Raw genomic sequence first — 25,609 nt, forward strand, 5'->3', positions numbered from 1 at the left:
ACCTATGTTATCGCAATAGACTGGCAGGAGCGGCAACAAATGCCAACAAGTCTTCAATAACCTTATCTGCCGTAATATTTAATGCTTCAGCTTGGAAGTTTACTAAAATTCTATGTCTCAGCACTGCCGGCGCGACAAATTGAATATCGGCAATGCTAAGCGCATAACGACCGAGCATTAATGCGCGTGCTTTTGCACAGAGTATTAACGCTTGCCCTGCTCTTGGTCCAGCTCCCCAGCGGACATGCTCAACAACACTCGGACATAAAGGTTCTTTTCGTGCGGTAGTATTTTCTCCGTTGTCATCATGCTCTGGTCGTGTTGCACGAGCCAAATTAGCGGCATAGGTTAGCAATTCATTTGACACGGTAACACTACGAACCAAGCCCTGTAGGGCAATAATCTCCTCAGCACTGAGCACGGTTGAAAGTTCAACATCATTATTACCGGTTGTCCGCCTTAGAATTTCAATTTCTTCTTGTTCAGTTGGGTAGCCAACTCTAATAAACATTAAAAACCGGTCAAGTTGTGCTTCAGGTAACGGATAAGTCCCAGCTTGCTCGACCGGGTTTTGTGTCGCTAAGACAAAAAATGGCTGCGGCAAATCGTAACTTGTGCCGGCATAACTAATTCGGCGCTCTTGCATTGCCTCTAATAATGCTGCTTGCGTTTTAGGAGGGGTACGATTAATTTCATCGGCCAAGAGAATATTGGTAAAAACAGGACCTTTTTGAAATTTAAAAAAACGTTCACCTGATTCATGATCGGTTTCTAAAATTTCGGTACCGACAATATCGCTAGGCATCAAGTCTGGCGTAAATTGTACTCGATTAAAATCAAGTTCAAGTGCCTTAGACAATGAACTGACCATTAAGGTTTTAGCTAAGCCTGGTACACCTTCCAATAAGCAATGGCCACCGGCCAAAATACTGATTAGCAGCTCATCAATAATTTCTTTTTGGCCAACAATGACTTTACCAACTTCTTCGCCGACCTGTGCCAACTTATCGAGTAATGCGACTACTTGTTGCTCTTGCATGTATGTTCCATTTTTAAAATATTTCTACCAATTAGCTCACTAGTTATTAGTGAGCTATTGCTCTTTCGCCACTAAATTTTGTTCGAGATAAAAGCGTTTTAATCGCCGCGAGTCCTGTGTAGCCTAGTCATTCTCGGCGTTATCTCCTGAGTCGCGCTACCTTCTGCGTCCATGCAGTCGTAAGCAAATACGACTCACTGCTTTCGCGTCCTGCTCACGCTAAGTACCAACATCGTGCAGGCAACAAAGAGTAAAGCGCTTTTGGCCGAATCCTTCGGACAAGGTTTGTTGGCCATTTTTACCGCGTTATCACCTTTTTATGTGGAATAACCACATGACAAAGCCTCTGCTTTGTATAAATAGCCAACAAAATGCTGCAAAAGTAATCTCGAAAGATCAACAGCCCCTAGCATTAACTAGTCATTGCGTACATCACGATATTAACGGCAAATCGGGTATTATCGACTTTGAGCCAACGTTTATTGCGAAAATCATAGTCCCACTCACAACCTAAATCTTTGTTACTGTACAGCACCGCAATACGACCATCAATTTCGATGGCTTTTAAATAGTTATGCACAAGATCATCGCCCCAACCATTTAACTCAATGGAGGTTCTAGGTGGACCATCAAATTTAAAAAATGCCGAGTAGATAGGGTGATCATTTGGAATTTTATTGAGTGCTTTTTCGCCGAAAATATCTCGCATTTGTCGCTCAAAGCTACGCGCGAACATGCCATCAATATCATGATTACAATCATCCACAAAAACAAAGCCACCATTTTCAACATATTGTTGAAAGTTTTGTTTTTCTTCGGCATTAAACTGCACTAATCGATGACCTGCTAAATAGCAAAACGGTGCTGTAAGCATTTGAGGATCAGACAAAGGTACAATGCGCTCTTTAATATCAACACGTAAACTTGTATATTCGATTAACGAGTTCAAGACATTGGCGGGCATTCTTTCGTCGACTTCCCAATTACCCGACTCATAACTTAAGCGAGTAAAATAAAAGTCTACTTGTTGCCGTGCGTTCAATTGTAATATCGGTGCGGTCAAAGTCCCTGCAGACAACAACGAGATGGCACGAATAAAATTACGTCTATTCATAAATAGTTAAAAATTAAGGGGAAGCATTGCTAACGCCTTCCCCATTATCATTAATTCCTATCCCTAGCTAAACAGCATCTGACAGGCTACTAAAGGTAAAGTCACGTATTTTCATTGGCGGGATCATACTACCATTAATACGCTGTGGCTTACCTAAGGCCTCAATATTATTAAGCATCACAATCGGGCTTTCATTAAACCTGAAATTTTTAATTGGATATTTAATTTTGCCATTCTCGATATAAAATGTGCCGTCGCGTGTTAGACCAGTATATAACAAGGTTTGAGGATCAAGTGGGCGAATGTACCACAATCGCGTTACCAAGATACCGCGTCGCGTGTCCTTGATCATATCTTCAATACTGTCGTTGCCCCCCGCCATAATAATTTGTGACGGACCACCAAATAACCCCGAACCTGTGTAGGCACTAGGTTTATATTCAACGCCAGTTTTATTAGCCCAATAAGGCGAGTTAGGCATATTGACGACTTTACCTTCTTTTATCCAATCAGTTTTTTCAACACGGTGACCATCGCCGGCAAATGGCGCTGTCGGTGCTTCAGGATTCATAGGATCTGAATAAATGTGTACACGTTCGTCAAACATTTTTTCACCTAAGCGATTGGTCGGGCCGCCCTCTTTGCCTTCTTGCTGTTTTTTACTTAAAAAACTTCTTCCCTCATCAGCAGTACGTTGGTTCATACTGCCAAACATGTTACTCAACAACTGTACGCTTGCCGCAGGCTCTAAAATAACCGTATATTTGCCCGGTTCCATTTCTTTTGCATCAACCGAACCCAGTGATTTTTCAATGGCAACTTGTGAAGCTTTTTTGGTGTTTAAGTGTTTTACATCGCTATAATCACGGCTTACCCAACCCGAACCTTTACCATCTTCGGTGCGAATGGTGACAGTAAAATCAACATTTGTCGCTTTGTTATAGGCAAATAAACCTTTGTTATTCATGATAGCCACAAAAGTTGTCACATCTTGTAAAAAGCCTGATGACACCAATTTATTCGCTTTCGATGGTTTAATACTATCTTCTGCCGCTTGAGCACGATCATCTGGTGTTACATTTGACGTTGTATCAAAGGCACTCTTAGGTTTTACATATTTTTGCTTACCAAATAACGGCATGCTCTCTGGGTTTTCTGGAGCCAATCGAGCAAGTTCCTCAGAGCGTTTTACGACCTTCATTAATGAGGCATCGTCAAACTCATTAATAGTCGCTACGCCGGTTTGCTTACCAAATGTTGATTGTACCGCTAATGTTAGATCACTTTGCTCACCCGCTGTAGATACCGTGTTACGTGCGGTACGAATATTGCCACCTACTTGGCCATCTAAATTGCACTCACACTCATCGGCTTTGGAAAATGAAAGTACCTTTTGTAATAACTTTTTCGCATGTTGTTCTGTTAAAATTGTCATGACGCTTTGCTTCCTTTTATGCTTTATTTTTATCGTCAAATATGAGTGAAATTACACTTTACGAGCGGTATTGATCACGTTGATATTATTAAAACGTGTCGTTGGACAACCATGAGACACCGCACTAACTTGCGAAGGTTGACCTTTGCCATCAAAAAATGAACCGCCGATGCGATAATCAGATTTACCCGCCAGTTGCGAACAGCTATTCCAAAACTGCTGGGTATTTGATTGATAAGCAACATCTTCGATTTGCTCGGTAATTTTTCCATCTTTAATTTCAAAAAATAATTGCCCGCCAAATTGGAAGTTATAACGTTGTTGATCGATTGAGAATGAACCGCGACCCGCAATATAAATTCCGTTTTCAACATCTTTGATAACATCGTCTGCCGATAAATCTTTTTCATTTGGTTTAAGAGAAACATTTGGCATACGTTGAAACTGCACATCGCGCCAGCTTTGAGAATAACAACAACCGTGCGACTCTTTTTGATCTATCATGTGCACTTGATCGCGGATTGCTTGATAGTTAACCAAAGTACCGTCTTTAACTAAATCCCACTGCTTAGTTTTCACTCCTTCATCATCATAACCCACATTGCCTAATGAATAAGGCTGAGTTTTATCAGCAAATAAGTTAACTATATCTGAGCCATAGTTAAATTTGCCACTACGCCATTTATCTAAAGTTGCGAAGCTAGTGCCAGCAAAGTTAGCCTCGTAGCCTAACACTCGGTCTAACTCTAATGGATGACCAACAGATTCATGAATGGTTAGCATTAAATGTGCTGGATCTAATACTAGATCATACTTGCCCGGTTCAACCGATTTCGCTTTTAATTTAGCTTGTAATTGCTTACCGGCAGCGGTGGCATCTTCAAGCATGTCATAAGAGTTTTTATACCCGACATTAGCACCGCTAATACGAATTTTGTCTTCTTCTTTACCATCTAGATATTCAAAGCCCATACCAACAGGGTTACCTAGGCCAGTACGTTGTTTAAAGCCAGACTTACCTACCGCAGTAGCAAAGAATGGTGCCCATAATCTGTGGACGTCTTGATCAATATATGAGCCATCAGTTGAAGCAAAGAATTTCTGCTCATTCACTAAAAATAACACTGAGGTAATATAATTAGCGCCATTAGACATAGCAGCATCATTTACCGACAGCAATAAATCGACTTTATCTTTAATTGGGATTTCTAGAGCATTCTTTTTAATCGGAGTATTCCAGGTCACATCGCCAACACCTTTTACTGGCGCTAACTGCACAGGTACCGTTTGAAACTTAGAATTTGCCATTGCTACCGCAACCGCCTTTTCTGCTGTTTTAGCAACACTATCTGGCGTCATATTTGACGTTGAAGCAAAACCCCAAGTGCCATTAGCAATCACCCGAATACCTATGCCTGCCGATTCGGTATTAACGATATTATCAACCCGTGTTTCTTGTGTGGTAACAAACTGATTTAAATAACGACCGATGCGGGCATCAGCATAGGATGCGCCTTTTGCTTTTGCGGCATTTAAAGCAATATCAGCTAGTTTCTTCTTATAAGCGACATCCATTGGCTTATCTAATAGTTGATCTGCCGACACCGCGAAACCAGACATTGGCAACATTAACCCACCAGCACCTACGCCGGTAAGCTTAATAAAATCACGTCTTTGCATTTCCCTTCCCTCAATTTATTTTTATTTTATCTTTTAATTCATTTTAATTTTTATCTGATAAGTAACCACTAAGCGTTAAGCTAACTTATATTGCATTAACTCAACTAACTTACTGAATAAAAAAGGTTTAACATCTGAAAAATATTTTCATTCCAATATAACCTATGCCAGCAGTTTATAACAAGGGTGAAAAAACATACTACTAGCTAATGTTAAAAAACCGTAACAAAGTATGTCGTATCTTGTAACGTAAAATGATAACTGTAAATTCAATTTCGCGCTTATTCATACCCAATCCACCTGAAAGTGCAGGGTTCAGCAAGTCGAGAAAAGCAGTTCAGTGTTGCATACATGCATGCATGTACTTAGGTTTTGTCTGGAGCAAAAAGCCTGTGCAGTAGTTGATAAGGGAGTAACCATTACCTTGGTACTGCGTCTTGTTCTGACTTCCTAACTTAACTCTGAAACTGCATCACCACCTGAAGATGCATCTTCAAGTGGCTTGGGTATATAACTTCTGTTAGCATTAGCGCAAAATAATTATTGAGTTAGCTTATGAAAATCATCTCTTTTAATATTAACGGCCTACGTGCCCGCTTACACCAGCTGCAAGCAATTATTGATAAGCACGAACCTGACATTATTGGCTTACAAGAAATAAAGGTACATGACGAGGCCTTTCCATTAGCGGATGTCGAAGCAATGGGTTACCAAGTATATTTTCATGGTCAAAAGGCTCATTACGGTGTTGCTATGCTTTGTAAAAAAGCAGCAAACGTTGTAACCAAAGGCTTTCCTACTGATGACGAGGAAGCACAAAAGCGTATGATCATGGTGGAAACTACCGATGAGAATGGTGAAAAGGTTACCGTACTCAATGGTTACTTCCCACAAGGCGATAATATTGCCCATGAAACTAAGTACCCTTATAAGCGCCAGTTTTATAAAGATTTAATGCAGTACTTAAATGAAAATCACACCCCAGAAGAAAATGTTGTCGTAATGGGCGATATCAATATTTCTCCAACTGATTTAGACATTGGCATTGGCGAGCCCAACCGTAAACGTTGGTTAAAAACCGGCAAATGTAGCTTTCAACCGGAAGAAAGAGAATGGTTGGCCACGTTAATGAATTGGGGCTTTAAAGATACTTTTCGGGAATTACACCCAACGCGTGAAGAAAGGTATTCATGGTTTGATTATCGCTCGCGTGGCTTTGATGATAATCGCGGCTTACGTATTGATGTGGTGTTAGCTACTGAAAGCTTTGCCAAACGTTGTATAGAATCAGATGTTGACTATGAACTAAGAGGAATAGAAAAACCTTCTGATCATGCGCCAATTTGGTCAACATTTAGCAAATAACCTTCAAACTGATAGCGTAAGGGCGAGTCCCTTGCGCTTTAAAAAACTTAAAGAAACAATATGACTCCTTTGCATTACACCTGCCCCCTTTGCAATTTACCACTTGTTAGCCACGAAAAGCTTTATCGCTGTGAAAACAATCATAGTTTCGATCTCGCCAAAGAGAACTACCTCAACTTATTATCGGTACAATTTAAGCATTCTAAAAATCCTGGCGACAATAAAGCTATGGTCAATGCCAGACGGGCATTCTTAGAGCAAGGTTATTACCAGCCATTAGTCGATAAAATTGTTTCGCTATACCAGCAAACTATGGCTGAAAGTGACTTACCTGCAACTATTTTAGATGCCGGTTGCGGTGAAGGTTATTATACCCATCAACATAGCACGGTAGAAAATACAGTGTATGGTGTTGATATTGCCAAAGAAGCAATAAAAAAGGCCGGGAAAAAATATCGTGATTGCCACTTCAGCGTCGCAACTTTGTCAAAATTGCCCTTTGCTGAGCAACAATTTTCATGGATATTTTCGGTATATGCACCGATTTTAGAAACTGAGTTTACCCGCGTATTAGCCCAAGGCGGTTATTTGCTAACAGTGACGCCCGCTAAGCAACATTTAATGCAATTAAAGCAATGTATTTATCAAGACGCCAAAGAGCATGACGAAGAAAAATTACCGATTGAACATTTAACCTTAATGCATCAAGAAAGTGTTTCTTATGATATGAACTTGAAAAGCGGTGAAGATAGCTTAAATTTACTGTCGATGACGCCATTTGCTTTTAAAGCCAGTGACGAAGTAAAAGCAAGCTTAGCCAATACGAAAGACTTTACTTGTCAGGCCGACTTTTTGATCCGGCTTTATCAAAAACCAATAAAATAGCGCTATCGTGTTAATGTGAACTGTTTTTAAAGGTTAAATTCAATAAATGGGCTAAATCTAGATAACGTGGACGTTGGGTTGATAATTTTACCTCGCCACCATTCTGGTTAACTTTAGCGACACTTTCTTTATACCAACTTGACAGTGCAGGAGGCAGAAATTTATCTGCCTTAACCCCCATAAAGATCAGAGCCTGCAATGGAAAGCTTAAAATACATAAGCTATACAAAAGTGCTTGTGGCAAAATTGCCATTGAACCCAAATATAGCTGCATTATAAAACAAAATAGTGCTAAGCCAGGCATCACTCGACAAACCAAACGGCTAACTTTAACCGCTTGGTAGTCTGCAAAATACTGTTCAAGTTCAGCGCGAGCAGGCCACAAAGACATATACTTTCGACCCAGCGTGATAATTTCAAATACAGATAACTTCATAGGCGACACACTACAACAAGGTTTAATTAAAAGATAGCACAAAGTTGTTAACTTCTTACCAATAAGACCTGCCTCAATTACATTTTATTGCACAACATCAACACTTTTAACAATTTATTGGACTATAATGAACGCCATTAAGATATTGTAAAGACGGCGTTTTGTTAATTATGGAAAATAATTTTATTTTAGTTTTAAATTGTGGCAGTTCATCATTAAAGTTCTCGTTAATTAATCCAGAAAATGGTGCCACACTATTATCAGGTTTAGCTGAACGCTTGTTGTCAGAGCAAGCCATCATTAAAATTAAGCATGACGGCAAAAAAGAGCAACAAGCTATTCCATCGCCATTCGATCATGAAATGGCCATTCAATGTTTGGTGGCATACCTAAGTGAACATAATTTGGTAACTTGTATATCCGCGATAGGACACCGCGTTGTTCATGGTGGTGAAACCTATTATCAACCAACATTAATTAATGAAGATGTAAAAGCAACAATCGAAAAACTTGCTCGTTTAGCACCTTTGCATAATCCAGCTAATTTAACTGGTATTTCGGCAGCACAGTCGTCATTCCCAAGCTTACCGCAAGTCGCCATTTTTGATACGGCATTTCATCAAACTATGCCAGAAAAAGCCTTTATTTATGGCATACCATACAAGTTATATAAAGAGCACGGCATTAGACGTTACGGATTCCATGGCACTAGCCATTATTTTGTTGCCCAACAAGCGGCAAAATTACTTGATAAACCTTTAGAGCAATGCAGTTTCATTAGTGCTCATTTAGGTAATGGCTGCAGTGTCGCAGCAATTAAAGATGGCAAAAGTGTCGATACCAGTTTGGGCATGACACCATTAGAAGGTGTGATGATGGGCACCCGCAGTGGTGACGTTGACCCAGGCATTATCTTTCACTTAGTGAACCAACTTAATTATACCGTTGAAGAAGTTGATACTATGCTGAATAAGCAAAGTGGTCTACTAGGGGTATCACAACTCAGTAATGATTGCCGCACCATTGAAACGGCCTACCTTGAAGACAATAACCCACAAGCAGCATTAGCCTTGGATGTGTTTTGTTACCGTATCGCAAAATCAATTGCCTCATTTACCGCCAGTTTAACTGAACTCGATGGTATTATTTTTACTGGCGGTATTGGCGAAAATTCAGATATTATTCGTGAAAAAATTCTCTCTCAATTGGGGCTGCTCAACTTTAAAACTGATGTTGATGCCAATGTCGCTAATCGTTTTGGTAAGTCTGGTCGCATAACCTCTGACGACTCTCGTCCTGCATGGGTCATTGCTACCAATGAAGAATGGGTTATTGCCGAACAAACCTTTCAACTACTAAGTCAGGAGTCCTAATCATGGCACATCGTATTATGTTAATACCTGCCGGTTTTGGTGTTGGCTTAAGCAGTATCGCTTTAGGCTTAATCCACGCATGCCAGCAAAAAGGCATAAATGTTGGTCATTTCAAGCCTATTTCACAACCTGCACGTAATGTTCGTTCTCAAGCAGGCAAAAAGGCTAACACAGAAAATTCTGATTCAATGGCACTGTCCTATGTTGAACAACAAATCGGTGATGGCCGCAACGATATTGTTTTAGAGCAGATTGTTGAAAACTTTAACCTTGTTGATAAAGCACATGATGTCGTCATTATAGAAGGCTTGATCCCAACCACAAGACAACCTTATGCGGGTCGAATAAACCGTGACGTCGCCCAAGCCCTATCCGCAGAAATTGTGTTAGTCGCTGCCCAAGACAATGATTCTGTTGAAGAGTTTGAAGATCGCATTGAAATGAGTGCAGAAACATTCGGTGGTATAAAAAATCCTAAATTAATTGGCTGTATCGTCAATAAAATTAACTCTCCCGATAAAGATGAATATGGCTTATTGCCTCGCGAAAACGAATTTAACCAAGCATTAGACTTAGCTCCGCTGGTCAATCTAGCCATTTTTAAAAATCGTCATTTTGATCTACTTGGTACAGTACCGTGGGAAATGGACTTAATCGCTCCTCGGGTATTAGATATCGCCAATTATTTAAATGCCGATATTATCAACAGTGGTGATATGGAACATAGACGCATTCGTAGCATTAGCTTTTGTGCTCGCAGTGTTGGCAATTTAATGAGTCATTTGCAACCGAGTCGTTTAATAGTAACCCCTGGCGATCGCACCGATATTATTATCGCCACCTGTTTATCAGCGCTTAATGGTACCAAAGTATCGGCACTTGTATTAACTAATGGTTACGTACCCAATGAAAACATTATAAACCTCTGTCAACAAGCGCTTGATGCAGGTTTGCCGGTACTTTCAGTACCTTGGGATACTTGGCAAACCTCTCGCCATTTAATGAATTTTAATCCAGAAATTCCACAAGATGATATTCAGCGTCAAGACAAAGTGAAAGAGTATGTTGCTGATAACTTATCAAGTGATTGGCTAACGCAATTAAGTAACAAGGCTACCATTAGTGACAAAATGTCACCACCGGCCTTTAGGCATAAACTCACAGAGTTAGCACGACAAGCCAATAAATTAATTGTTTTACCAGAAGGTACTGATATTCGTACCATTAAGGCAGCTGCAATTTGTGTTGAACGTAATATTGCTCGTTGTCAGCTAATCGGTGACAAAGAAACCATTTTACGTACCGCCGAACAACAAGGTATTCATTTACCGGCTGGCTTGTTAATTACAGATCCGGAAAATATTCGTGATAACTATGTCGCTCCTATGGTTGAACTGAGAAAAGCAAAAGGTTTAACTGAGGTGGTTGCCAAGCAAGAGCTAAAAGACAACGTTGCTCTTGGCACTATGATGCTGCAACTAGGTCAAGTTGATGGTTTAGTTTCTGGTGCGGTAAACACAACAGCCAATACCATTCGCCCTGCTCTACAGTTAATTAAAACAGCTGAAGGCAGCTCATTAGTATCGTCTATCTTCTTTATGTTATTACCAGATCAGGTACTTATTTATGGCGATTGTGCCATAAATCCTGAGCCAAATGCTGAACAACTCGCTGATATTGCAATTCAATCAGCAGACTCGGCAATTCAGTTCGGTATTGTGCCAAAAGTTGCCATGATCAGTTACAGTACCGGTACTTCTGGCTTTGGTGCTGATGTTGAAAAAGTCGCGGCGGCAACTAAGATTGCACAAGAGAAAAGACCAGATCTGATCATTGACGGACCGCTACAATATGATGCGGCGATTATGGAAAATGTTGCTCGTAAAAAAGCGCCTAATAGCCCAGTTGCAGGCCAAGCAAATGTTTTTGTATTCCCTGATCTTAATACCGGGAATACAACCTATAAAGCGGTACAACGTTCAGCTGATTTAGTTAGTATTGGCCCTATGCTACAAGGCATGCGTAAACCCGTTAATGATCTTTCTCGCGGAGCATTAGTTGATGATATTGTCTACACAATAGCATTGACTGCAATTCAAGCATATATGTAGTTAAAAGAGAGAAAAACCAACATTAATCAAGATCTCTTTTCTAAATAAAGAGATCTTTTAGTTTTTTTATTGTTAAGTTGTTATTTCCATAACTTATTAACTAATAACCACAGTGATATTTAGGTGGTACTTTTTAACCAACAATATAAATACATATAAAACAACATATTAGATAGTTAAACATCAGTTGCACACAATGATATCCACAGCTTATGTGGATATCATTTAATAAACCTTTGCCAACTTAACTACGCTTTAATGGCTGTTATAAACGCTATAAAGCTCATAATACACTTCGCAAACCAATATATTGATACGAAAAGCACATTAACACTGGTTAACCAGATTTTTAATTGTTAGGCCTTCATTACAATATTGCACTTTACTATCACTATAATTGCTAGAGTTCCTTAGCGTTAACCGCTATAGTAACTACATCACATACTAAATAAGCTACTTTGAATTATGAGCAATTTAACTCTGCGTCGTTTAAGTGAAACATTTTCCATTCATAGCCTAAGGCCTGAAAGCGCAATTCCTGATGTGGTATTTAACGCACCAATATTTTTCTTAGCCAAAACCTATGATGAAATATCACTTGTGCTACCAGAGCATATTGAAATTGACAGTGAAGAAGTTGAAAACGGCTGGCAAGCGTTTGAAGTTGTCGGCCCTTTGGACTTTTCTTTAACTGGTATCATGTCGAGTATATCAACAGTATTAGCGAATGAGAAAATTAGTATCTTTGCCATCTCTACTTTTGATACCGACTATGTTTTAGTAAAATCTGACAAGTTTGAAGCAGCAAAAACAGCTCTAATACAGCACAATTACCAAGTAATATAATTTCGGACCTCTTATGACAACTCTCTACGGTATCAACAATTGCGATACAGTTAAAAAAACACAAAAATGGTTAACCACAAATAACGTTGAATATACATTTCATGACTTTAGAAAAGACGGTTTTTCTGAAACCTTATTAACTCAGTTTTTTGAGTTAACTGATTGGAATAATTTACTTAACAAGCGCAGTACGACGTTTAGAAACCTAGACGAAAATATTAAAAATAACTTATCAAAAGAAAGTGTCTTTAAAACCATGTTAGAACAGCCGACATTGATCAAACGTCCGGTACTGATCAAAGATGGTAAATTAACTGTTGGTTTTAAAGAAGATATTTATCAATCAACGTTCAAACAATAAATATTTAACTTAGAAAAAACAGCGAAGATAAAATAGTAATAATGACAATCCATACTGACCAAACTATCGCCCTTACCCAAGCGCTTGTTAATCGCCCTTCTGTAACACCAGAAGATTGCGGTTGCCAAGAATTGATGGCTGAGCGCCTTGCACTTCATGGTTTCAATAATGAAACTATGGTTTTTGAAGATACCACCAATTTATGGGCACGTCGCGGTACAACTGGGCCAGTATTTTGTTTTGCCGGCCATACTGATGTTGTGCCTGCTGGTAATTTGGAATTATGGCAAACACCACCTTTTCAAGCAACAATTAAAGACGGCATGCTTTATGGCCGTGGCGCTGCTGATATGAAAGGAAGTTTAGCGGCTATGATAGTTGCCACTGAACGCTTTCTTACCGATCACCCTGATCATAACGGTTCAATTGCCTTTTTAATTACCAGTGATGAAGAAGGCCCCTTCATTAATGGCACAACCCGAGTGATAGATACGTTAGAGGCTCGGCAGGAAAAGATTGATTATTGTATTGTTGGCGAGCCTTCTAGCACTAAGCAACTTGGCGATGTCGTTAAGAATGGCCGCCGAGGTTCAATTTCCGGTGAACTGCATATTCATGGAAAACAAGGACATGTAGCATACCCAGAGCATGTTATTAACCCTATTCACGCTGCAATGCCAGTATTGGCTGAGTTAAGTCAGTTACATTGGGACAATGGCAATGACTACTTCCCGCCAACAAGCTTTCAACTATCGAATATAGAATCAGGTACAGGCGCCACCAATGTTGTTCCAGGCCATTTAACTGCATGGTTTAACCTACGCTACAGTACTGAGCTAACCGCCGAAATGATTGTTGATAAGGTTGAAGCTTTGCTCATTAAACACCAACTCGATTACGAAATAAATTGGGTATTTAATGGCCAGCCTTTTATTACAGAGCCAGGTACATTAGTCGATTCAGTGACGAAAGCAATTGCACAATGCAGTGGCATTCAAGCGCAATTATCAACCAGTGGTGGTACTTCTGATGGCCGCTTTATTGCGCCTACCGGTGCTCAGGTTGTAGAGTTAGGCCCGTGCAATGCCACAATACACCAAGTTAATGAAAGTGTTTCTGTTGAGCATCTCATCACCCTGACTGATGTTTATTACCAAACATTAGTTAATGCGCTAACTGATAGCTAAGTGACACAGACGTGATGACGGAACTTGAACTGATATTAACCGGTCAAACCGATCAGCATATCCATTGGTTGAATGAAAAACTGGGCATTCATCGTGATATGCTTGATGCTTACAAGAGCATGCAATCGGCTGCGCAAGCAGATAATATCGAGCTTAAAATTGCCAGTGGCTTTAGAAGCTTTTCTCGACAGCTGGCCATTTGGCAGAATAAATTTAATGGCAAAGCCTTAGTGAAAGATCAGCAGAATAAACCAATAGAACTTTCACAACTTGACGATATTAAAAAAATTCATGCCATTATGTTGTTTTCAGCATTACCTGGCGCCAGTCGTCACCATTGGGGTTGTGATATTGATGTTTATGCGCCTAACTTATTGCCAGATGAGCACGAACTGCAACTAGAGCCATGGGAATATCAGGAAAGCGGTCCTTTTTATCCATTAACACTTTGGTTAGCAAAAAATGCGGCAAAGTTCGGCTTTTATTGCCCCTATGATAAATTTCGCGGTGGTGTTGCGGCTGAGCCTTGGCACCTTTCGTACCAGCCCATTGCCAGCCAATACCAACAATTACATAATGAAGCGTTATTAGCACGAGTGCTCAACAATAGTGATATACAAGGTAAGGCACAATTATTACAATGGTTACCTAAATTATATCAACGCTACATTTGCAATGTCGCCGCAATAGCACCATAGGCTAATGTCGATCTAATGATCGCTTAGCTTCAAAAAATAAAGTACGAATAATTATTTGCGTCATTGCAAAGTCGGAGAATTTATTTATGAGTAGTATCCTGAGCGCAAGTTGGGTCGCGCCTGTTATCATTATAATTGCACTAGTGATCTTGATTGGAAATTTTAGTACTTTTCAAAAAAGTGCCAAAACACCGTTACGTAAAAAAGGCTTAAACGATTTAAAAGAAACCTTACCTAGGTCAAATAAAACTGAAGCGAACAAAACAACCTTTTCAAAAAAGTCACACTAAAATAATTCCATAAAAAAACTCCGATTAACGGAGTTTTTTTATATTCTATAAAGTCACAATAACCAGCTTAAAAGGCATCCTTAAAAGATAACCCAGGTTCCATAACGTCAAATATTTTCTCTAAACTACTTGCCGGCAAGGCAACACCTTGCTCATTGTATATGGTCACAGATGATTGTTTGTCAACACTTTCGAGTTTAAATTGATATTTACCATTTGGTAACTCGACAACGGGCAGGTCATCACCCCAAATGCTATCCCACAGACTAGATTCTGGCTGCACATAGTCAACAAAATAAACTTTATCTGTCTCATTGAGATCATTGATATTAAAACCATGATCTTCAAAGAATAGCGGTAAATTTGACCACAACAAATCAGCGCTGATCTCAACAATATAAGCCGCTTCAGCTTTGCTGTTTTCGCCTAAAGTAACAAATTTTTGGTTCGCACGTAGTAAGCGGTTTTCTTGTTGCTTCAAACGATATTTATAATCAACTTGCGAAATTATCTCATTTAGCATGTTCATTTCTGCACGCTGTTGATCGATTAAATTAATACGTTTACTGCCACCACTGGCATCGGTCTTTAAATATTCAATTAACTCAACCTTCAAGGCAGCACTGCGGCCATGAGATTTATCTTCAAGTGTATAACGGTAACGGATGCTTTCTGATGTCGATATTGACTTAAATGGCCAAGTGCCGGTTTCTACCTCTTTATGGTACCAATCCGATTCATAGACACGCCCCAAATCATCAACTCTTTTTAGAGCGACATTGTCTGCTGCCAATTGTGCATTTAAGGCATCAACAATAAAAATTTTGAGATCACTGTCATCCAGTACTTGGTCAAACCACACTTTCGCTTCTGCCGAATTGTTTTCTACACGCGTAGAAGCCGCTATCGGCAATACTAAAGAAGGCGCACGAACATCAACATGTGTGCCAACAGGTCCTTCTCTATTTATTTTGTTTGTTACCGCATAGGTGTTAGCTTGAAATGGTTGCTCTAATCCAGCGGGTATCACCAATGCTTTTGCTTCTTGTTGATTTGCGTACTCAAAATCGCCTACAGCTTGCTTATTATTAATAGTACCGCAACTTGCTACTGCGACACTCAATAATGAAAAATAAAATATCTTGCGATTCATTAACACTCCCGAGGATACAAACCTGAATCTTTAAATGTAATTTTGCTTTTATAATACTTATGATTAATGCCATATTATCGCTGTTTTTTATCAACTAAAATTCGAGTATAAAACGATAATGCCGTTTTTGATTGCCTAAGTAGAACTAAGTTCCCAAGAAATTAATCTAATCCTAAAATCAGCAGATTAACAGCAAATTAATCAGCGCTCCATGGTACTTGCCTGAAAAAGCAAACACAAGATATCAAGGTGTTTTTATCAAAAAAAATTAGTTAGTTTTTAAATAACAATCTATACGTTACAATAGCGCTTTTCTATGGTACCTAGGTTTATAAATGAGTGAGTATTTAGTATTAACTGCAATGGGGCCAGATCGCACCGGAAGTGTTAGCGATTTAACCAAACTTGCTAGTGAATGTGGTTGTAATATCATTGACAGTAGAATGGCGATATTTGGTTTAGAGTTTACCCTCATTATGTTGCTTAATGGCACTAATAAAGCCATCTACCAGTTAGAAAGTAAACTTCCTGGGGTTGCTCATGAACTTGAATTAATTACCATGATGAAAAGAACTTCAGGTTATCGCGAACGCGATTTCGTTCATCACTATCAAGCCAACTATGCTGGTATTGATCAACCTGGAATTTTAAAAGCAGTAACAGCATTTTTTGCTACCCGCAATATAGATATTTCATCATTAAAGTCTGAGATTAATCAAGAAACTAACCATATGAGTGCAGCAATATTAATTGCTTTACGGGAAAATACCAGCATAGAGCAGCTGGAAAGTGATTTTGTCGAATTATGTGAACAGTTTGATGTACAAGGCTGCATTAAAAGCGTGCAATCAAATTTATTTTAAAGGAATACTATGAAAACAATAACTGTAGGTGAACAAGCACCACTATTCTCATTAAAAGATGAAAACGAGCAAGAGGTAAACCTTGCTAACTTTATCGGTAAAAAGCAAATTCTAGTTTATTTTTACCCGAAAGCAATGACCCCAGGTTGTACTGTACAAGCTCAAGGTTTGCGTGATGAAAAAAGTGCACTAGACGCATTAAATACCCAAGTATTTGGTATTAGTCCTGATGAGCCTAAGCGCTTAGCTAAATTTTGTCAGCGTGACGAACTAAACTTCACCTTATTATCAGATCCCGACCATAGTGTTGCTGACGCTTTCGGTGTGTGGGGCTTAAAGAAATTCATGGGCCGTGAATATGACGGTATTCATCGCTTAAGTTTCTTAATTGGTCTTGACGGTAAAATCGCCCATGTGTTTAATAAGTTTAAAACAAAAGACCATCACCAAGTGGTTTTAGACGTGCTAAATGATCTAAATTAGAATGTATTAACTCATTCAGTTGGTATTAAAAAAGGCGAAACAACAATGTTGTTTCGCCTTTTTGCTAATGGTAGATCTCGTTTAAAAATTCTATTAATTAATGGCTAGTGCCTTTTTCATAATTAATTTTATTAAAAACATTATATTTACCCGATGGTTTTTTCATTGGTAAACGTTTAATTTCTTTTAAGCTATTGGCATCGTAAATGATTACCGCACCGTCTTTATCCCAAATGCTCAGCAATACGTATTTACCGTCTTTTGTGAACTCAACGTGCGCTGCGGTTTTATCTTCTACAGGCGCTAATGTTTTTACAATTTCTAAGGTGCTTTTATCGATAACATGCACTTTGTTTTTATTTGGGCCGAAGAACACATCAACCCATGCATAAGGTGAGTTACTGTGGCTACGCATAAAGAAGCCAGGGCCTAAAGTTTCAATTTCTTTGATCACTGTCCAGTTATCCATGTCGATAACAGTTACCAGCCCTTCTTTGATATTTGGTGAAGCGAAAACCGTTTTACCTTGATAATCCCAGGTAATGCCTGAGCCCAAATGTGGCATGCCAGCCATTGGAATGGTCGCGACTTTCTTTTTAGCATCAAGATTAATAACTTGGCCGGTATGGCTGTCGCGCGATGCACCAATTAAGTTAATGTATTCAAGGTCAAAGAAAAAGTCATCTAAGAAGTCAGCTGTGCGTATCCGACGCACGGGAAACTGCTCATCCACTTTCCAATTTTCCACTTTTCCTTCACCGCTGTCTTTACGATAATCATGCGCCCAGCCTTTAAATACTTCTACACCGCCTTTATCGCTGTATGGAATTTCCCACACTTCTTTAACATCTTTTAAGGCGACAATAAAACTGTGGCGCGGTGGAGCATTGTAAACCGCGCTTACTCGAGAGCTGACACCTTCACTGTCGACAGTTGCAATCGCTTTAACCGGTGATAAATCTTCAGTGTTGAGTATAACAACGTTATGCGGCAGGTAATTACCAATAATGGCATATTGACCATCTGATGATATCGCTATATTTCGAGTATTAATACCCGCGCGAACTTCCGCAACAACTTTCATGTTGTATATATCGTATTTACTTATCCAGCCATCACGAGAGGCAAAATAAACATAACGACCATCTGGAGAATATTTTGGGCCGCCATGTAATGCAAAGCGAGTTTTAAAACGCGTGATCGGTTCAAACGTATCGCCGTTTAGCAAAGTAGCTGAATGATCGCCTAATTCGACAACGATAAATAAATTCATTAAATCGGCTTCAAATTGCGGCTTATTCGGTAATTTACTTTGATCAAAGTGCTGAATGTTACTTGCTTCAATGTCAGCCATTGACCAGGTTAACTCAGTTTTTGGCTTAGTATAAATATACTCCACTAATTGCTTAGTTTGCTCGACACTTAACGTTTCACTAAATGATGGCATTTGCGTTGCCACACGACCATTTTGAATAACCTTAGTGGCTTTGTTTTTGCGCAGTCGAGACAGGTTTTCTGGGAATAATGCTGGCCCCATAGCGCCCATTCGGTCAACACCATGACAACTTTGACAATGCTCTTGATAAAGCGACTCAGCACTTTTTTCTTGAGCGCTAACAACCGATGGCAACACCAAAATTGATGAGAAAATAACGCTCTTCATCAGTTTTGGCATGTGCTTTAAGCAATTTAACTTTGTTTCTAACATGACTTCATACTTCGCAAATTAACAAATTAGTTTTAAATGTTGAGTTTTATCCAGCTTTTGCTGATAACTGCATTTGTGCCTGATATGTTTCAGCGTCTAAAAAGCCGGGTTTTGCTAAAGTGCTGTCGGTTAGTTGGTTTACAACGTCGCCAATAACAATCAAGGTTGGCGGTGTAATTTGATGCTTTTCAACTAATTCAGCTAAGTTAGAAATGTTGCCACGGAAAATTTGTTGTTCAGGTTGCGTACCTTTGCGTATTAGTGCTGCAGGTGTACTTGCTGCACGGCCATGTTTGATTAACTGCTCAGTAATACTAGGTAAAGTATTAATGCCCATATAAAACACCACGGTTTGAGCATCACTACTTAAACTTTGCCATGGTAGGTTTAACTGCCCATCATTTTGCATATGACCTGTGATAAATGTACAACCTTGTGCAACACCACGGTGTGTTAATGGTATACCAGCGTAAGTGGTACAGCCAGAAGCCGCCGTGATACCAGGACACACATGGCAACTAACACCATTTTGCAATAAAAACTCAGCCTCTTCACCGCCGCGACCAAAAATAAATGGGTCACCGCCTTTTAAACGTAAAACTTTGCGCCCTTGTTGAGCATATTGCACCAGTAACTCATTAATTTTACCTTGTGGTACACAGTGTTTTGCTTGCTCTTTACCAACGTAAAAACGTTCACAGTCATCAGGCAACAATGCCATGATTTCATCGCTAACTAGGCGATCATAAATAGCAACGTCAGCCTGTTCAATAAAACGTAAGGCGCGTATAGTTAATAGTTCTGCGTCTCCAGGTCCTGAGCCCACTAGCGCAACTTCACCAGCCTGCAAAAAAGATTTCTTAGTTAACTTACTTAATACATCTGTGTTCATTTGTTTTTCACTCGATACTTTATCAGTCGATAACTGGGTCATTTTATACATTACCTTGTCGGCTACTGTTTATTATAAAATGTTAGCCAATAAATTTATAAAACTATATTTCAATAACTTAGCATTAATAAAACTAAGTCAAATGTGATTGAGCATGGTTATAATTAGTACACACTCAATGCAAATATTTACTTAAACTTCAACACACGGTATTTCAGTTGTTTCTGAATATTTCGTTTGTACGCCAATTTCAGCGTCTGTTAGATAACAGCCCGGATCTTCCGCCCAAGCATCTTTTGATTGTGCAAAGGCTCTGGTGCGAGTGTTCCCACCACAAATGTTAAGGTACTGACATTTTGCACAGCGACCTTTTACTGGTCGTGGGCTTTGTCTAAAACCTAACATCAGGGGATCTTGTGTATCGCGCCATACATCAGAGAACTTTTCAGTTTTCACATTACCAATGGGATGATTCCACCAGTATGTGTCAGGATGAATGGTGCCGGTGTTGTCAATATTAGCAACATTAATGCCACTAGCGTTTCCGCCCCAATTAATTAATCGCTGTTTCAAATTAGCGATTCTTTCTGGGTATTTATCACCAAATCTTTTTTCAACCCATTGCAGTAAAAATGGCCCATCAGCGTCATTATTACCGGTAACAAAATCGGTATCGATACCTTGAGAAATATGAGACCAAGCGCGCTCGTATAACATCTCCATCGCGTCTTTAGTCATTTTAAATACGGCATCGTTCTCTGCGTTTCGCTTACCACGTCCAGAGTAATTCAAGTGCGATAAGTAGAATTTATCAACCTTGTATTCTTCCATTAAATCAAGCATAGCGGGTAAGTCAGCAAAGTTATCATGTGTTAAACACAAACGCATACCCACTTTAATGCCTGCGGCTTTGCACAGTTTTAGTGCGTTCATTGATTGTTTAAAGCTGCCTTTTTGTTGACGGAATTCATCGTGAAACTCCTCAAGACCGTCAATACTGATACCAACATACTGATAATCAGCTGCTTTAATTTGCTCAATATTTGATTCATCAATAAGCGTGCCATTGGTTGACAGCGCAACATAGAAACCTTTTGATTTGGCATATGCGGTAATTTCAAATATATCCGGACGCATTAACGGCTCACCACCTGATAAAATTAACACAGGAACCTGTGCTACTTTTAAATCGTCAATGGTTGCTTTGACTTGTTCTGTGTTTAATTCATCTTTGAAATCCATATCTAGAGACGTTGAATAGCAATGCTTACAACGTAAATTACAACGTCGTATCAAATTCCAAATAACAACAGGTCCGGGCATTTTACGAGCTTTATTGGCCGGTAAATCATCATGAAATGTTTTTAATAATTGTGAAATTCTAAACATCTGCTTTGATCCTTATACGTTCTTGCTGCGACTATTTTTCAGCAAAAACTAAAATGTAAACTTTTTAAAGTATAGCTAGCGTTTTAATCGCAAGCCTGTTTTCTTCAGTATTTCTGTGCTGGTTAACATATCATTAGTTTGAAAATTGTACGCTTGATCTGCATCATCATTTCTTAGCTCGAATACATTTTCGAGTAAATCTTTGATTTGGGTTCGGTATTGCTGAACTTCTTGTTCGGTTTTTCCGTGCACCATAGCAAATAAATTATAGTTCCAATGCGGCAAATGACGTGGTCGCAAATAGCAATGACTAACAAATGGTAGTCGCCCTACCGCTTGACCAAACTCACTGACATATTGATCTTGTACATCCCAAACCGTCATGCCATTAAAACGATAGCCTAACTTATAGTGGTTCGGCACCGCGGCGATACGGCGAATAATGCCTCGCTCTTTTAAATCTGCGGTCATTGTCAGCACTTCAGCTTCAGAAATTTGTAACTGCTCAGCAATTTGTTGATAAGGCTTTGCAACAAGAGGTAACCCGGACTGAGTCATCAACACGTATTGTCGCTCTAATGGCGATAACTGTGCACTAGGCTGGGAGGTATAATTGGACATAAAATTCTTCCAGTTTGGGCGTATTAAGAACAGGCAATGAGGTTTTTTGCTCAATATTGCTAATCACTTGATTTACTTCTGCTTCAGATTCAGCACCAACCACAAACCACATATTAAAATCGTGTGTTCTGCGATAATTGTGCGCGACTTCATCAAAGCTGTTCACTTGCTCTGTGACCTCTTCAAATCTTTCTTCTGGTACTGCTAACGCCGCTAGGGTAAAAGCACCACCTAGGCAAACCGCATCAAACATTGGGCCGAAACGCGTTAGTACTTTATTGGCCATTAACTGATTCAAGCGTTCAAGTACTTCATCTTCAGTGCTATTTAATTGCTGGGCAATTTCTAAAAATGGCCGTTCCGCAATAGGTAAACCTCGTTGTAACAAGTTAATTAACTTCTTATCTAACTCAGTTAACTCAGCAAGTGCTGTCGTTGAATGACGCGATGATTTATCCATTAGCAACCCCTTTTCTGCCGTAACGGGCGCCCTGTTGTTTATAGGCTTTAAAACTAAATAAAATATCTTTTTCGATATTTTGTAAGGAAAATTTCTCTACCATAGCGTCAATTTGCGCTAATACGATACTTCTGTCGGTACCATGGATCATGCAAAATAAGTTGTAAGGCCAATGCGGTAAACGACGTGGGCGTCGATAACATAATGAAACCTCTGGGCAACTTGAAAACTTTGCCGCAACACTTTCAACTTGGTCGTCGGCAATGTTCCATACCACCATGGCATTCGCTTTATATCCAAGCTGGCGGTGCTTCACGACTAAACCAAAGCGCTTTACTAAACCGTCGCTTTGCCAGTGATAAATTTGTGCTAACACTTGCGCTTCCGTTGCTGAAATTTGTTTAGCTAAAGCTAAATAAGGTTGGCTAACGTGTGGTAAACCACACTCTAAAATTTCGCGTAATTTCTGTTGTTGCTCTGATGATAAGAGTTTAGTCGTTAGTTCACTTCCCATAACGTCAAACTTGCCACCATCAACTGATTTATTTTCCTGCGCACATAAATGCGAGTGAGGTAATTGACTCATATTAATGGCTACCTAATTGCTGAGAAAAGTTAATATTGAACGCTAAGTCAATGTGATACGAAGCTTCCATTGGTAAAACTAATACTTGATAACCAGTTAGTTGCTCAATTTTTGTAATAACGTCAGTTAAGGCGTCGTCATCACTAGCTGTGACAACAAACCACAGGTTGTAACTGTGTTCTCTGGCGTAATTATGATTAACTTGCTCGAATTGATTAACAATTTCAGCTATTTCGTCTAGGGAATCTTCAGGTACAGCTAACGCGGCCAAAGTGCTAGCCCCCGCTTTTTTGTGATTAAACACCGGCCCGATACGTGACAAGATCCCGGCATTATCTAGCTTTAAGATTGCCGATAAAACGTCTTCTTCTGAGCTATCAAGCGCTTCTGCAATAACTTTATAAGGCTGTGAACAAAGCGGAAAACCTTTTTGATATTGGTTAATGATATTTTGCTCTAGTTGGGTTAGTAGCACGGCCATTATTACAGTCCTATTTGGTGAGCTCGATTGGTAAAAAATATACCGCTCGGACTTTCAGATGGAAGCGTATTTAATAAAATTTGTGTTTTTGTGTCGTAAACATGTACTTCGTTAGCGTCACGCACCGACATCCACACCTTATCGCCTCTCGGGGTAAATTCCATATGCAGCACAGCAGGTCCCGGTGTTAAAGTGTTTACCTTTTCTAAAGTTTCGGTATTAAATACTTGAATAGTGTTGTTGTCAGGAAAAGCAAAGTTGACCCAAATTTGGCGATTATCAGGCTGTGCCATAACGAAAATAGGTTGGCTATGTGCCTCAATTTCTGCCACTTGTTGCCAGGTATTGGTGTCAATAACTAATACTTTATGTTGGCCAACCGCAGGCACAAAGGCACGATTTCCGGCAATAGCCCAGCCTTCTAAATGTGGCATTTTGTATACAGGTAATTTCTTATCACCTTTACCATAATCGCTTAAAATACGTTTAACACCTTTTTCAGGATGCCATAAGTCAAGCAACGCCATACCGTCTTCACCAAAAAGACCGGCAATATAGTAACGGCCATCAGGGCTGATTAAAGCATCATAGGGGAATAAACCTATGTCTTTATATTTGGTAATTGCCACTTCCTTAGCTGAAAAATCTGCAACCCAAGTTTCATGGCTATCAAATAAACTAAAAACAAATTTATTATCAGGGGCATCAACTAAACCAACCACCTTAGAACGATATGGTTGGCCATCTTTCGTTTCACCCTTGCTCGGTACAATAGTCGCTTCAATATTGGCTACTAGCTCTAAAGTTTCGCTGTTAAAAACCTTTACGCCACCTGGGCTATAATTTGATACCGCAACCAGTTTGCCATCTTGGCTGATCGCGCCGCCAATACTGTTGCCTGATTGAATAATGCGACGATCAATTTTATCTTTTAATAAATCAACTTTTGTTAAACCACCATCACGGCCAAAAACATAAGCAAAGCGCTCATCTCGAGAATAAACAATAGAAGCATGTGACAAGTCACCTAAACCGTCGATTTCAGCTAATTGAGTAGCATGGGAATGATTAACAATTTGAACTTGGCCTGTGGCACGTTCAATAATGACGCCTAAATCTCCAGTGGCGCGTAAAGATGATTCAGCATTAACCTCATTTTGGTTTACACTTTTCAGCGCTGATTGAGAACATGCACTCACTAAAACCGACAACACAGTTGCCGCTAATAATTTACTTGGATTGACCATGAGTTTCGATACCTTGTTGTAATTGTTGACTGATCCACAATGCTTCTTGTTCGGTTAATATTGACTTCCAAGGCGGCATTGCTGTGCCTGGACGGCCAAATAAGATGGTATTTTTAATCACCGCTTGCGGTAATTTTTTCATTGCTGTTGGTAAAAGTGTTGGGCCAAGACCACCTTTTAAGGTCATACCGTGACATGAACCACAATCTTGCTTCACCATATGAATAAGTTGTGCTTCACGCTCAGAAGTTAGCTCTGCGGCTTGTGTTGAGAAACCGCTATTGAAGACTAATAAAGTCGTCAATACCGTAATGAATTTATGTTTTGCCATTGTCATGCTTTTGCCCTTATCAACACCTTTGTTGCAGCCTAATATTGGCATAAATGTGATAATTTGCTTTGATTTAAATCACACAATGTAAAAATTTGAATTTTTGTCTTAGCTAACTGAATAAAAAGAATAAAGTTAAGTAACAAATGAAAGCGCTATACTAATAAGCTAACAATTGCCGCGATCAATAAAGTCTTCACCCTCTTGCCAAATGTAACTACACGCCGTATTTCCTTTTTAGCTAAGCTTTTAAAATATCTACGGGCAAGTAAATAGCGACAGCTAGCATTAAGAATAGATCATTTTTGCGGCTGCGCCATGGCAAAGTAGCGAGTAAACAACCGCTTTGTTCGCACGAAGAAAATTTTTTAGATAGTAATTTAAGGGCGGTTAACAGCCGCTTTAGTCAACAGGTATAGAAGTAAATTAACCGTTCGTTATATAAAAGCCTTTATGGCATATTATCGGTTGGCATTTGTAAAAAGGCGAATAAAAGCTAAGCATTAATCATAGTGTTAAAACTCACTTTAAAAAGAGTGGTTTTTGATAAAGATCAAAGCGGCAAGAGTATCAAC

General features: G+C 39.4%; 26 protein-coding genes. 11 read left to right on the forward strand and 15 right to left on the reverse strand.

Going from position 1 to position 25,609, the window contains the following annotated elements:
- Window positions 1-7: 7 nt before the first annotated feature.
- From AC27JP_RS08840 to AC27JP_RS08855, 4 genes are all read right to left on the reverse strand, one after another.
- Complete coding sequence (locus AC27JP_RS08840; protein ID WP_487114123.1) at window positions 8-1,039, reverse strand: AAA family ATPase; 1,032 nt, start codon at window positions 1,037-1,039, stop codon at window positions 8-10.
- A gap of 412 nt (window positions 1,040-1,451) precedes the next feature.
- Window positions 1,452-2,153, reverse strand: a complete 702-nt coding sequence (locus tag AC27JP_RS08845; protein ID WP_487114125.1) for a DUF4159 domain-containing protein — start codon at window positions 2,151-2,153, stop codon at window positions 1,452-1,454.
- Window positions 2,154-2,220: 67 nt separating this feature from the next.
- Window positions 2,221-3,588, reverse strand: coding sequence for a TldD/PmbA family protein (locus tag AC27JP_RS08850; RefSeq protein WP_487114127.1), 1,368 nt, complete (start codon window positions 3,586-3,588; stop codon window positions 2,221-2,223).
- A gap of 51 nt (window positions 3,589-3,639) precedes the next feature.
- Window positions 3,640-5,268, reverse strand: a complete 1,629-nt coding sequence (locus tag AC27JP_RS08855; protein WP_487114129.1) for a TldD/PmbA family protein — start codon at window positions 5,266-5,268, stop codon at window positions 3,640-3,642.
- Between the two features lie 555 nt (window positions 5,269-5,823).
- Between AC27JP_RS08855 and xthA the strand changes: the two genes are divergently transcribed.
- Both xthA and rlmA read left to right on the forward strand, forming a co-directional pair.
- Window positions 5,824-6,633 (forward strand): exodeoxyribonuclease III, encoded by an 810-nt coding sequence (xthA, locus tag AC27JP_RS08860; RefSeq protein WP_487114131.1) that lies wholly within the window; start codon window positions 5,824-5,826, stop codon window positions 6,631-6,633.
- Between the two features lie 60 nt (window positions 6,634-6,693).
- Window positions 6,694-7,518 (forward strand): 23S rRNA (guanine(745)-N(1))-methyltransferase, encoded by an 825-nt coding sequence (gene rlmA / locus AC27JP_RS08865; RefSeq protein WP_487114132.1) that lies wholly within the window; start codon window positions 6,694-6,696, stop codon window positions 7,516-7,518.
- Between the two features lie 10 nt (window positions 7,519-7,528).
- Here the strand turns inward: rlmA and yfbV are convergent, their stop codons facing one another.
- Window positions 7,529-7,954: a terminus macrodomain insulation protein YfbV gene (gene yfbV / locus AC27JP_RS08870; RefSeq protein ID WP_487114134.1), complete on the reverse strand. Its 426-nt coding sequence runs from the start codon at window positions 7,952-7,954 to the stop codon at window positions 7,529-7,531.
- A gap of 170 nt (window positions 7,955-8,124) precedes the next feature.
- Here yfbV and AC27JP_RS08875 point away from each other — a divergent pair, with 170 nt between their 5' ends.
- The 7 genes from AC27JP_RS08875 (at window position 8,125) to AC27JP_RS08905 (ending at window position 14,820) form a co-directional block, all read left to right on the forward strand.
- Window positions 8,125-9,327, forward strand: coding sequence for an acetate/propionate family kinase (locus AC27JP_RS08875; protein WP_487114136.1), 1,203 nt, complete (start codon window positions 8,125-8,127; stop codon window positions 9,325-9,327).
- Window positions 9,328-9,329: 2 nt separating this feature from the next.
- A complete protein-coding gene (gene pta / locus AC27JP_RS08880) occupies window positions 9,330-11,438 on the forward strand; it encodes a phosphate acetyltransferase (RefSeq protein ID WP_487114138.1) in 2,109 nt (702 codons plus the stop codon).
- A gap of 465 nt (window positions 11,439-11,903) precedes the next feature.
- Window positions 11,904-12,284 (forward strand): ACT domain-containing protein, encoded by a 381-nt coding sequence (locus AC27JP_RS08885; RefSeq protein ID WP_487114140.1) that lies wholly within the window; start codon window positions 11,904-11,906, stop codon window positions 12,282-12,284.
- Window positions 12,285-12,297: 13 nt separating this feature from the next.
- Entirely contained in the window at window positions 12,298-12,645 is a 348-nt protein-coding gene (locus tag AC27JP_RS08890) for an ArsC family reductase (RefSeq protein WP_487114142.1), read from the forward strand.
- A gap of 41 nt (window positions 12,646-12,686) precedes the next feature.
- Window positions 12,687-13,832, forward strand: a complete 1,146-nt coding sequence (gene dapE / locus AC27JP_RS08895) for a succinyl-diaminopimelate desuccinylase (RefSeq protein ID WP_487114144.1) — start codon at window positions 12,687-12,689, stop codon at window positions 13,830-13,832.
- A gap of 14 nt (window positions 13,833-13,846) precedes the next feature.
- The gene (locus tag AC27JP_RS08900; RefSeq protein ID WP_487114381.1) at window positions 13,847-14,530 is read left to right on the forward strand and encodes a M15 family metallopeptidase; all 684 of its coding nucleotides are present in this window, start codon (window positions 13,847-13,849) and stop codon (window positions 14,528-14,530) included.
- 86 nt (window positions 14,531-14,616) lie between these two features.
- Window positions 14,617-14,820 carry a hypothetical protein gene (locus AC27JP_RS08905; protein ID WP_487114146.1) on the forward strand — a complete coding sequence of 68 codons (204 nt, stop codon included), beginning with the start codon at window positions 14,617-14,619 and terminating at the stop codon, window positions 14,818-14,820.
- A 67-nt stretch (window positions 14,821-14,887) separates the two neighbouring features.
- Here the strand turns inward: AC27JP_RS08905 and bamC are convergent, their stop codons facing one another.
- Window positions 14,888-15,973 carry an NlpB/DapX family lipoprotein gene (gene bamC / locus AC27JP_RS08910; protein WP_487114147.1) on the reverse strand — a complete coding sequence of 362 codons (1,086 nt, stop codon included), beginning with the start codon at window positions 15,971-15,973 and terminating at the stop codon, window positions 14,888-14,890.
- 335 nt (window positions 15,974-16,308) lie between these two features.
- On the opposite strand from bamC, the gene AC27JP_RS08915 reads away from it, so the two are divergent.
- Together AC27JP_RS08915 and bcp are read left to right on the forward strand one after the other, a co-directional pair.
- On the forward strand, window positions 16,309-16,836 hold the full coding sequence (locus tag AC27JP_RS08915; RefSeq protein ID WP_487081157.1) for a glycine cleavage system transcriptional repressor: 528 nt from the start codon (window positions 16,309-16,311) through the stop codon (window positions 16,834-16,836).
- 9 nt (window positions 16,837-16,845) lie between these two features.
- Window positions 16,846-17,319, forward strand: coding sequence for a thioredoxin-dependent thiol peroxidase (bcp, locus tag AC27JP_RS08920; protein WP_487114149.1), 474 nt, complete (start codon window positions 16,846-16,848; stop codon window positions 17,317-17,319).
- A 97-nt stretch (window positions 17,320-17,416) separates the two neighbouring features.
- Here bcp and AC27JP_RS08925 read toward each other — a convergent pair whose 3' ends face one another.
- The 9 genes from AC27JP_RS08925 to AC27JP_RS08965 form a co-directional block, all read right to left on the reverse strand.
- The gene (locus AC27JP_RS08925) at window positions 17,417-19,027 is read right to left on the reverse strand and encodes a cytochrome D1 domain-containing protein (RefSeq protein WP_487114151.1); all 1,611 of its coding nucleotides are present in this window, start codon (window positions 19,025-19,027) and stop codon (window positions 17,417-17,419) included.
- Between the two features lie 46 nt (window positions 19,028-19,073).
- Window positions 19,074-19,961, reverse strand: coding sequence for a uroporphyrinogen-III C-methyltransferase (cobA, locus tag AC27JP_RS08930; protein ID WP_487114153.1), 888 nt, complete (start codon window positions 19,959-19,961; stop codon window positions 19,074-19,076).
- A gap of 150 nt (window positions 19,962-20,111) precedes the next feature.
- Window positions 20,112-21,308 (reverse strand): heme d1 biosynthesis radical SAM protein NirJ, encoded by a 1,197-nt coding sequence (gene nirJ / locus AC27JP_RS08935; RefSeq protein ID WP_487114155.1) that lies wholly within the window; start codon window positions 21,306-21,308, stop codon window positions 20,112-20,114.
- A gap of 75 nt (window positions 21,309-21,383) precedes the next feature.
- Complete coding sequence (gene ahbB, locus AC27JP_RS08940; protein ID WP_487114157.1) at window positions 21,384-21,929, reverse strand: siroheme decarboxylase subunit beta; 546 nt, start codon at window positions 21,927-21,929, stop codon at window positions 21,384-21,386.
- The gene (locus AC27JP_RS08945; protein WP_487114159.1) at window positions 21,904-22,389 is read right to left on the reverse strand and encodes an Lrp/AsnC family transcriptional regulator; all 486 of its coding nucleotides are present in this window, start codon (window positions 22,387-22,389) and stop codon (window positions 21,904-21,906) included. The genes ahbB (AC27JP_RS08940) and AC27JP_RS08945 overlap by 26 nt, the downstream gene beginning before the upstream one ends.
- The gene (ahbB, locus tag AC27JP_RS08950) at window positions 22,382-22,975 is read right to left on the reverse strand and encodes a siroheme decarboxylase subunit beta (protein WP_487114161.1); all 594 of its coding nucleotides are present in this window, start codon (window positions 22,973-22,975) and stop codon (window positions 22,382-22,384) included. The genes AC27JP_RS08945 and ahbB (AC27JP_RS08950) overlap by 8 nt, the downstream gene beginning before the upstream one ends.
- Before the next feature lies 1 nt (window position 22,976).
- Entirely contained in the window at window positions 22,977-23,456 is a 480-nt protein-coding gene (locus tag AC27JP_RS08955; RefSeq protein WP_487114163.1) for an Lrp/AsnC family transcriptional regulator, read from the reverse strand.
- A 2-nt stretch (window positions 23,457-23,458) separates the two neighbouring features.
- Window positions 23,459-24,703: a cytochrome D1 domain-containing protein gene (locus tag AC27JP_RS08960; protein WP_487114165.1), complete on the reverse strand. Its 1,245-nt coding sequence runs from the start codon at window positions 24,701-24,703 to the stop codon at window positions 23,459-23,461.
- On the reverse strand, window positions 24,687-25,040 hold the full coding sequence (locus AC27JP_RS08965; protein ID WP_487114167.1) for a c-type cytochrome: 354 nt from the start codon (window positions 25,038-25,040) through the stop codon (window positions 24,687-24,689). Before AC27JP_RS08965 ends, AC27JP_RS08960 begins: the two co-directional genes overlap by 17 nt.
- Window positions 25,041-25,609: the final 569 nt, after the last annotated feature.

Source organism: Colwellia sp. SU-HH01172, from assembly GCF_057553355.1.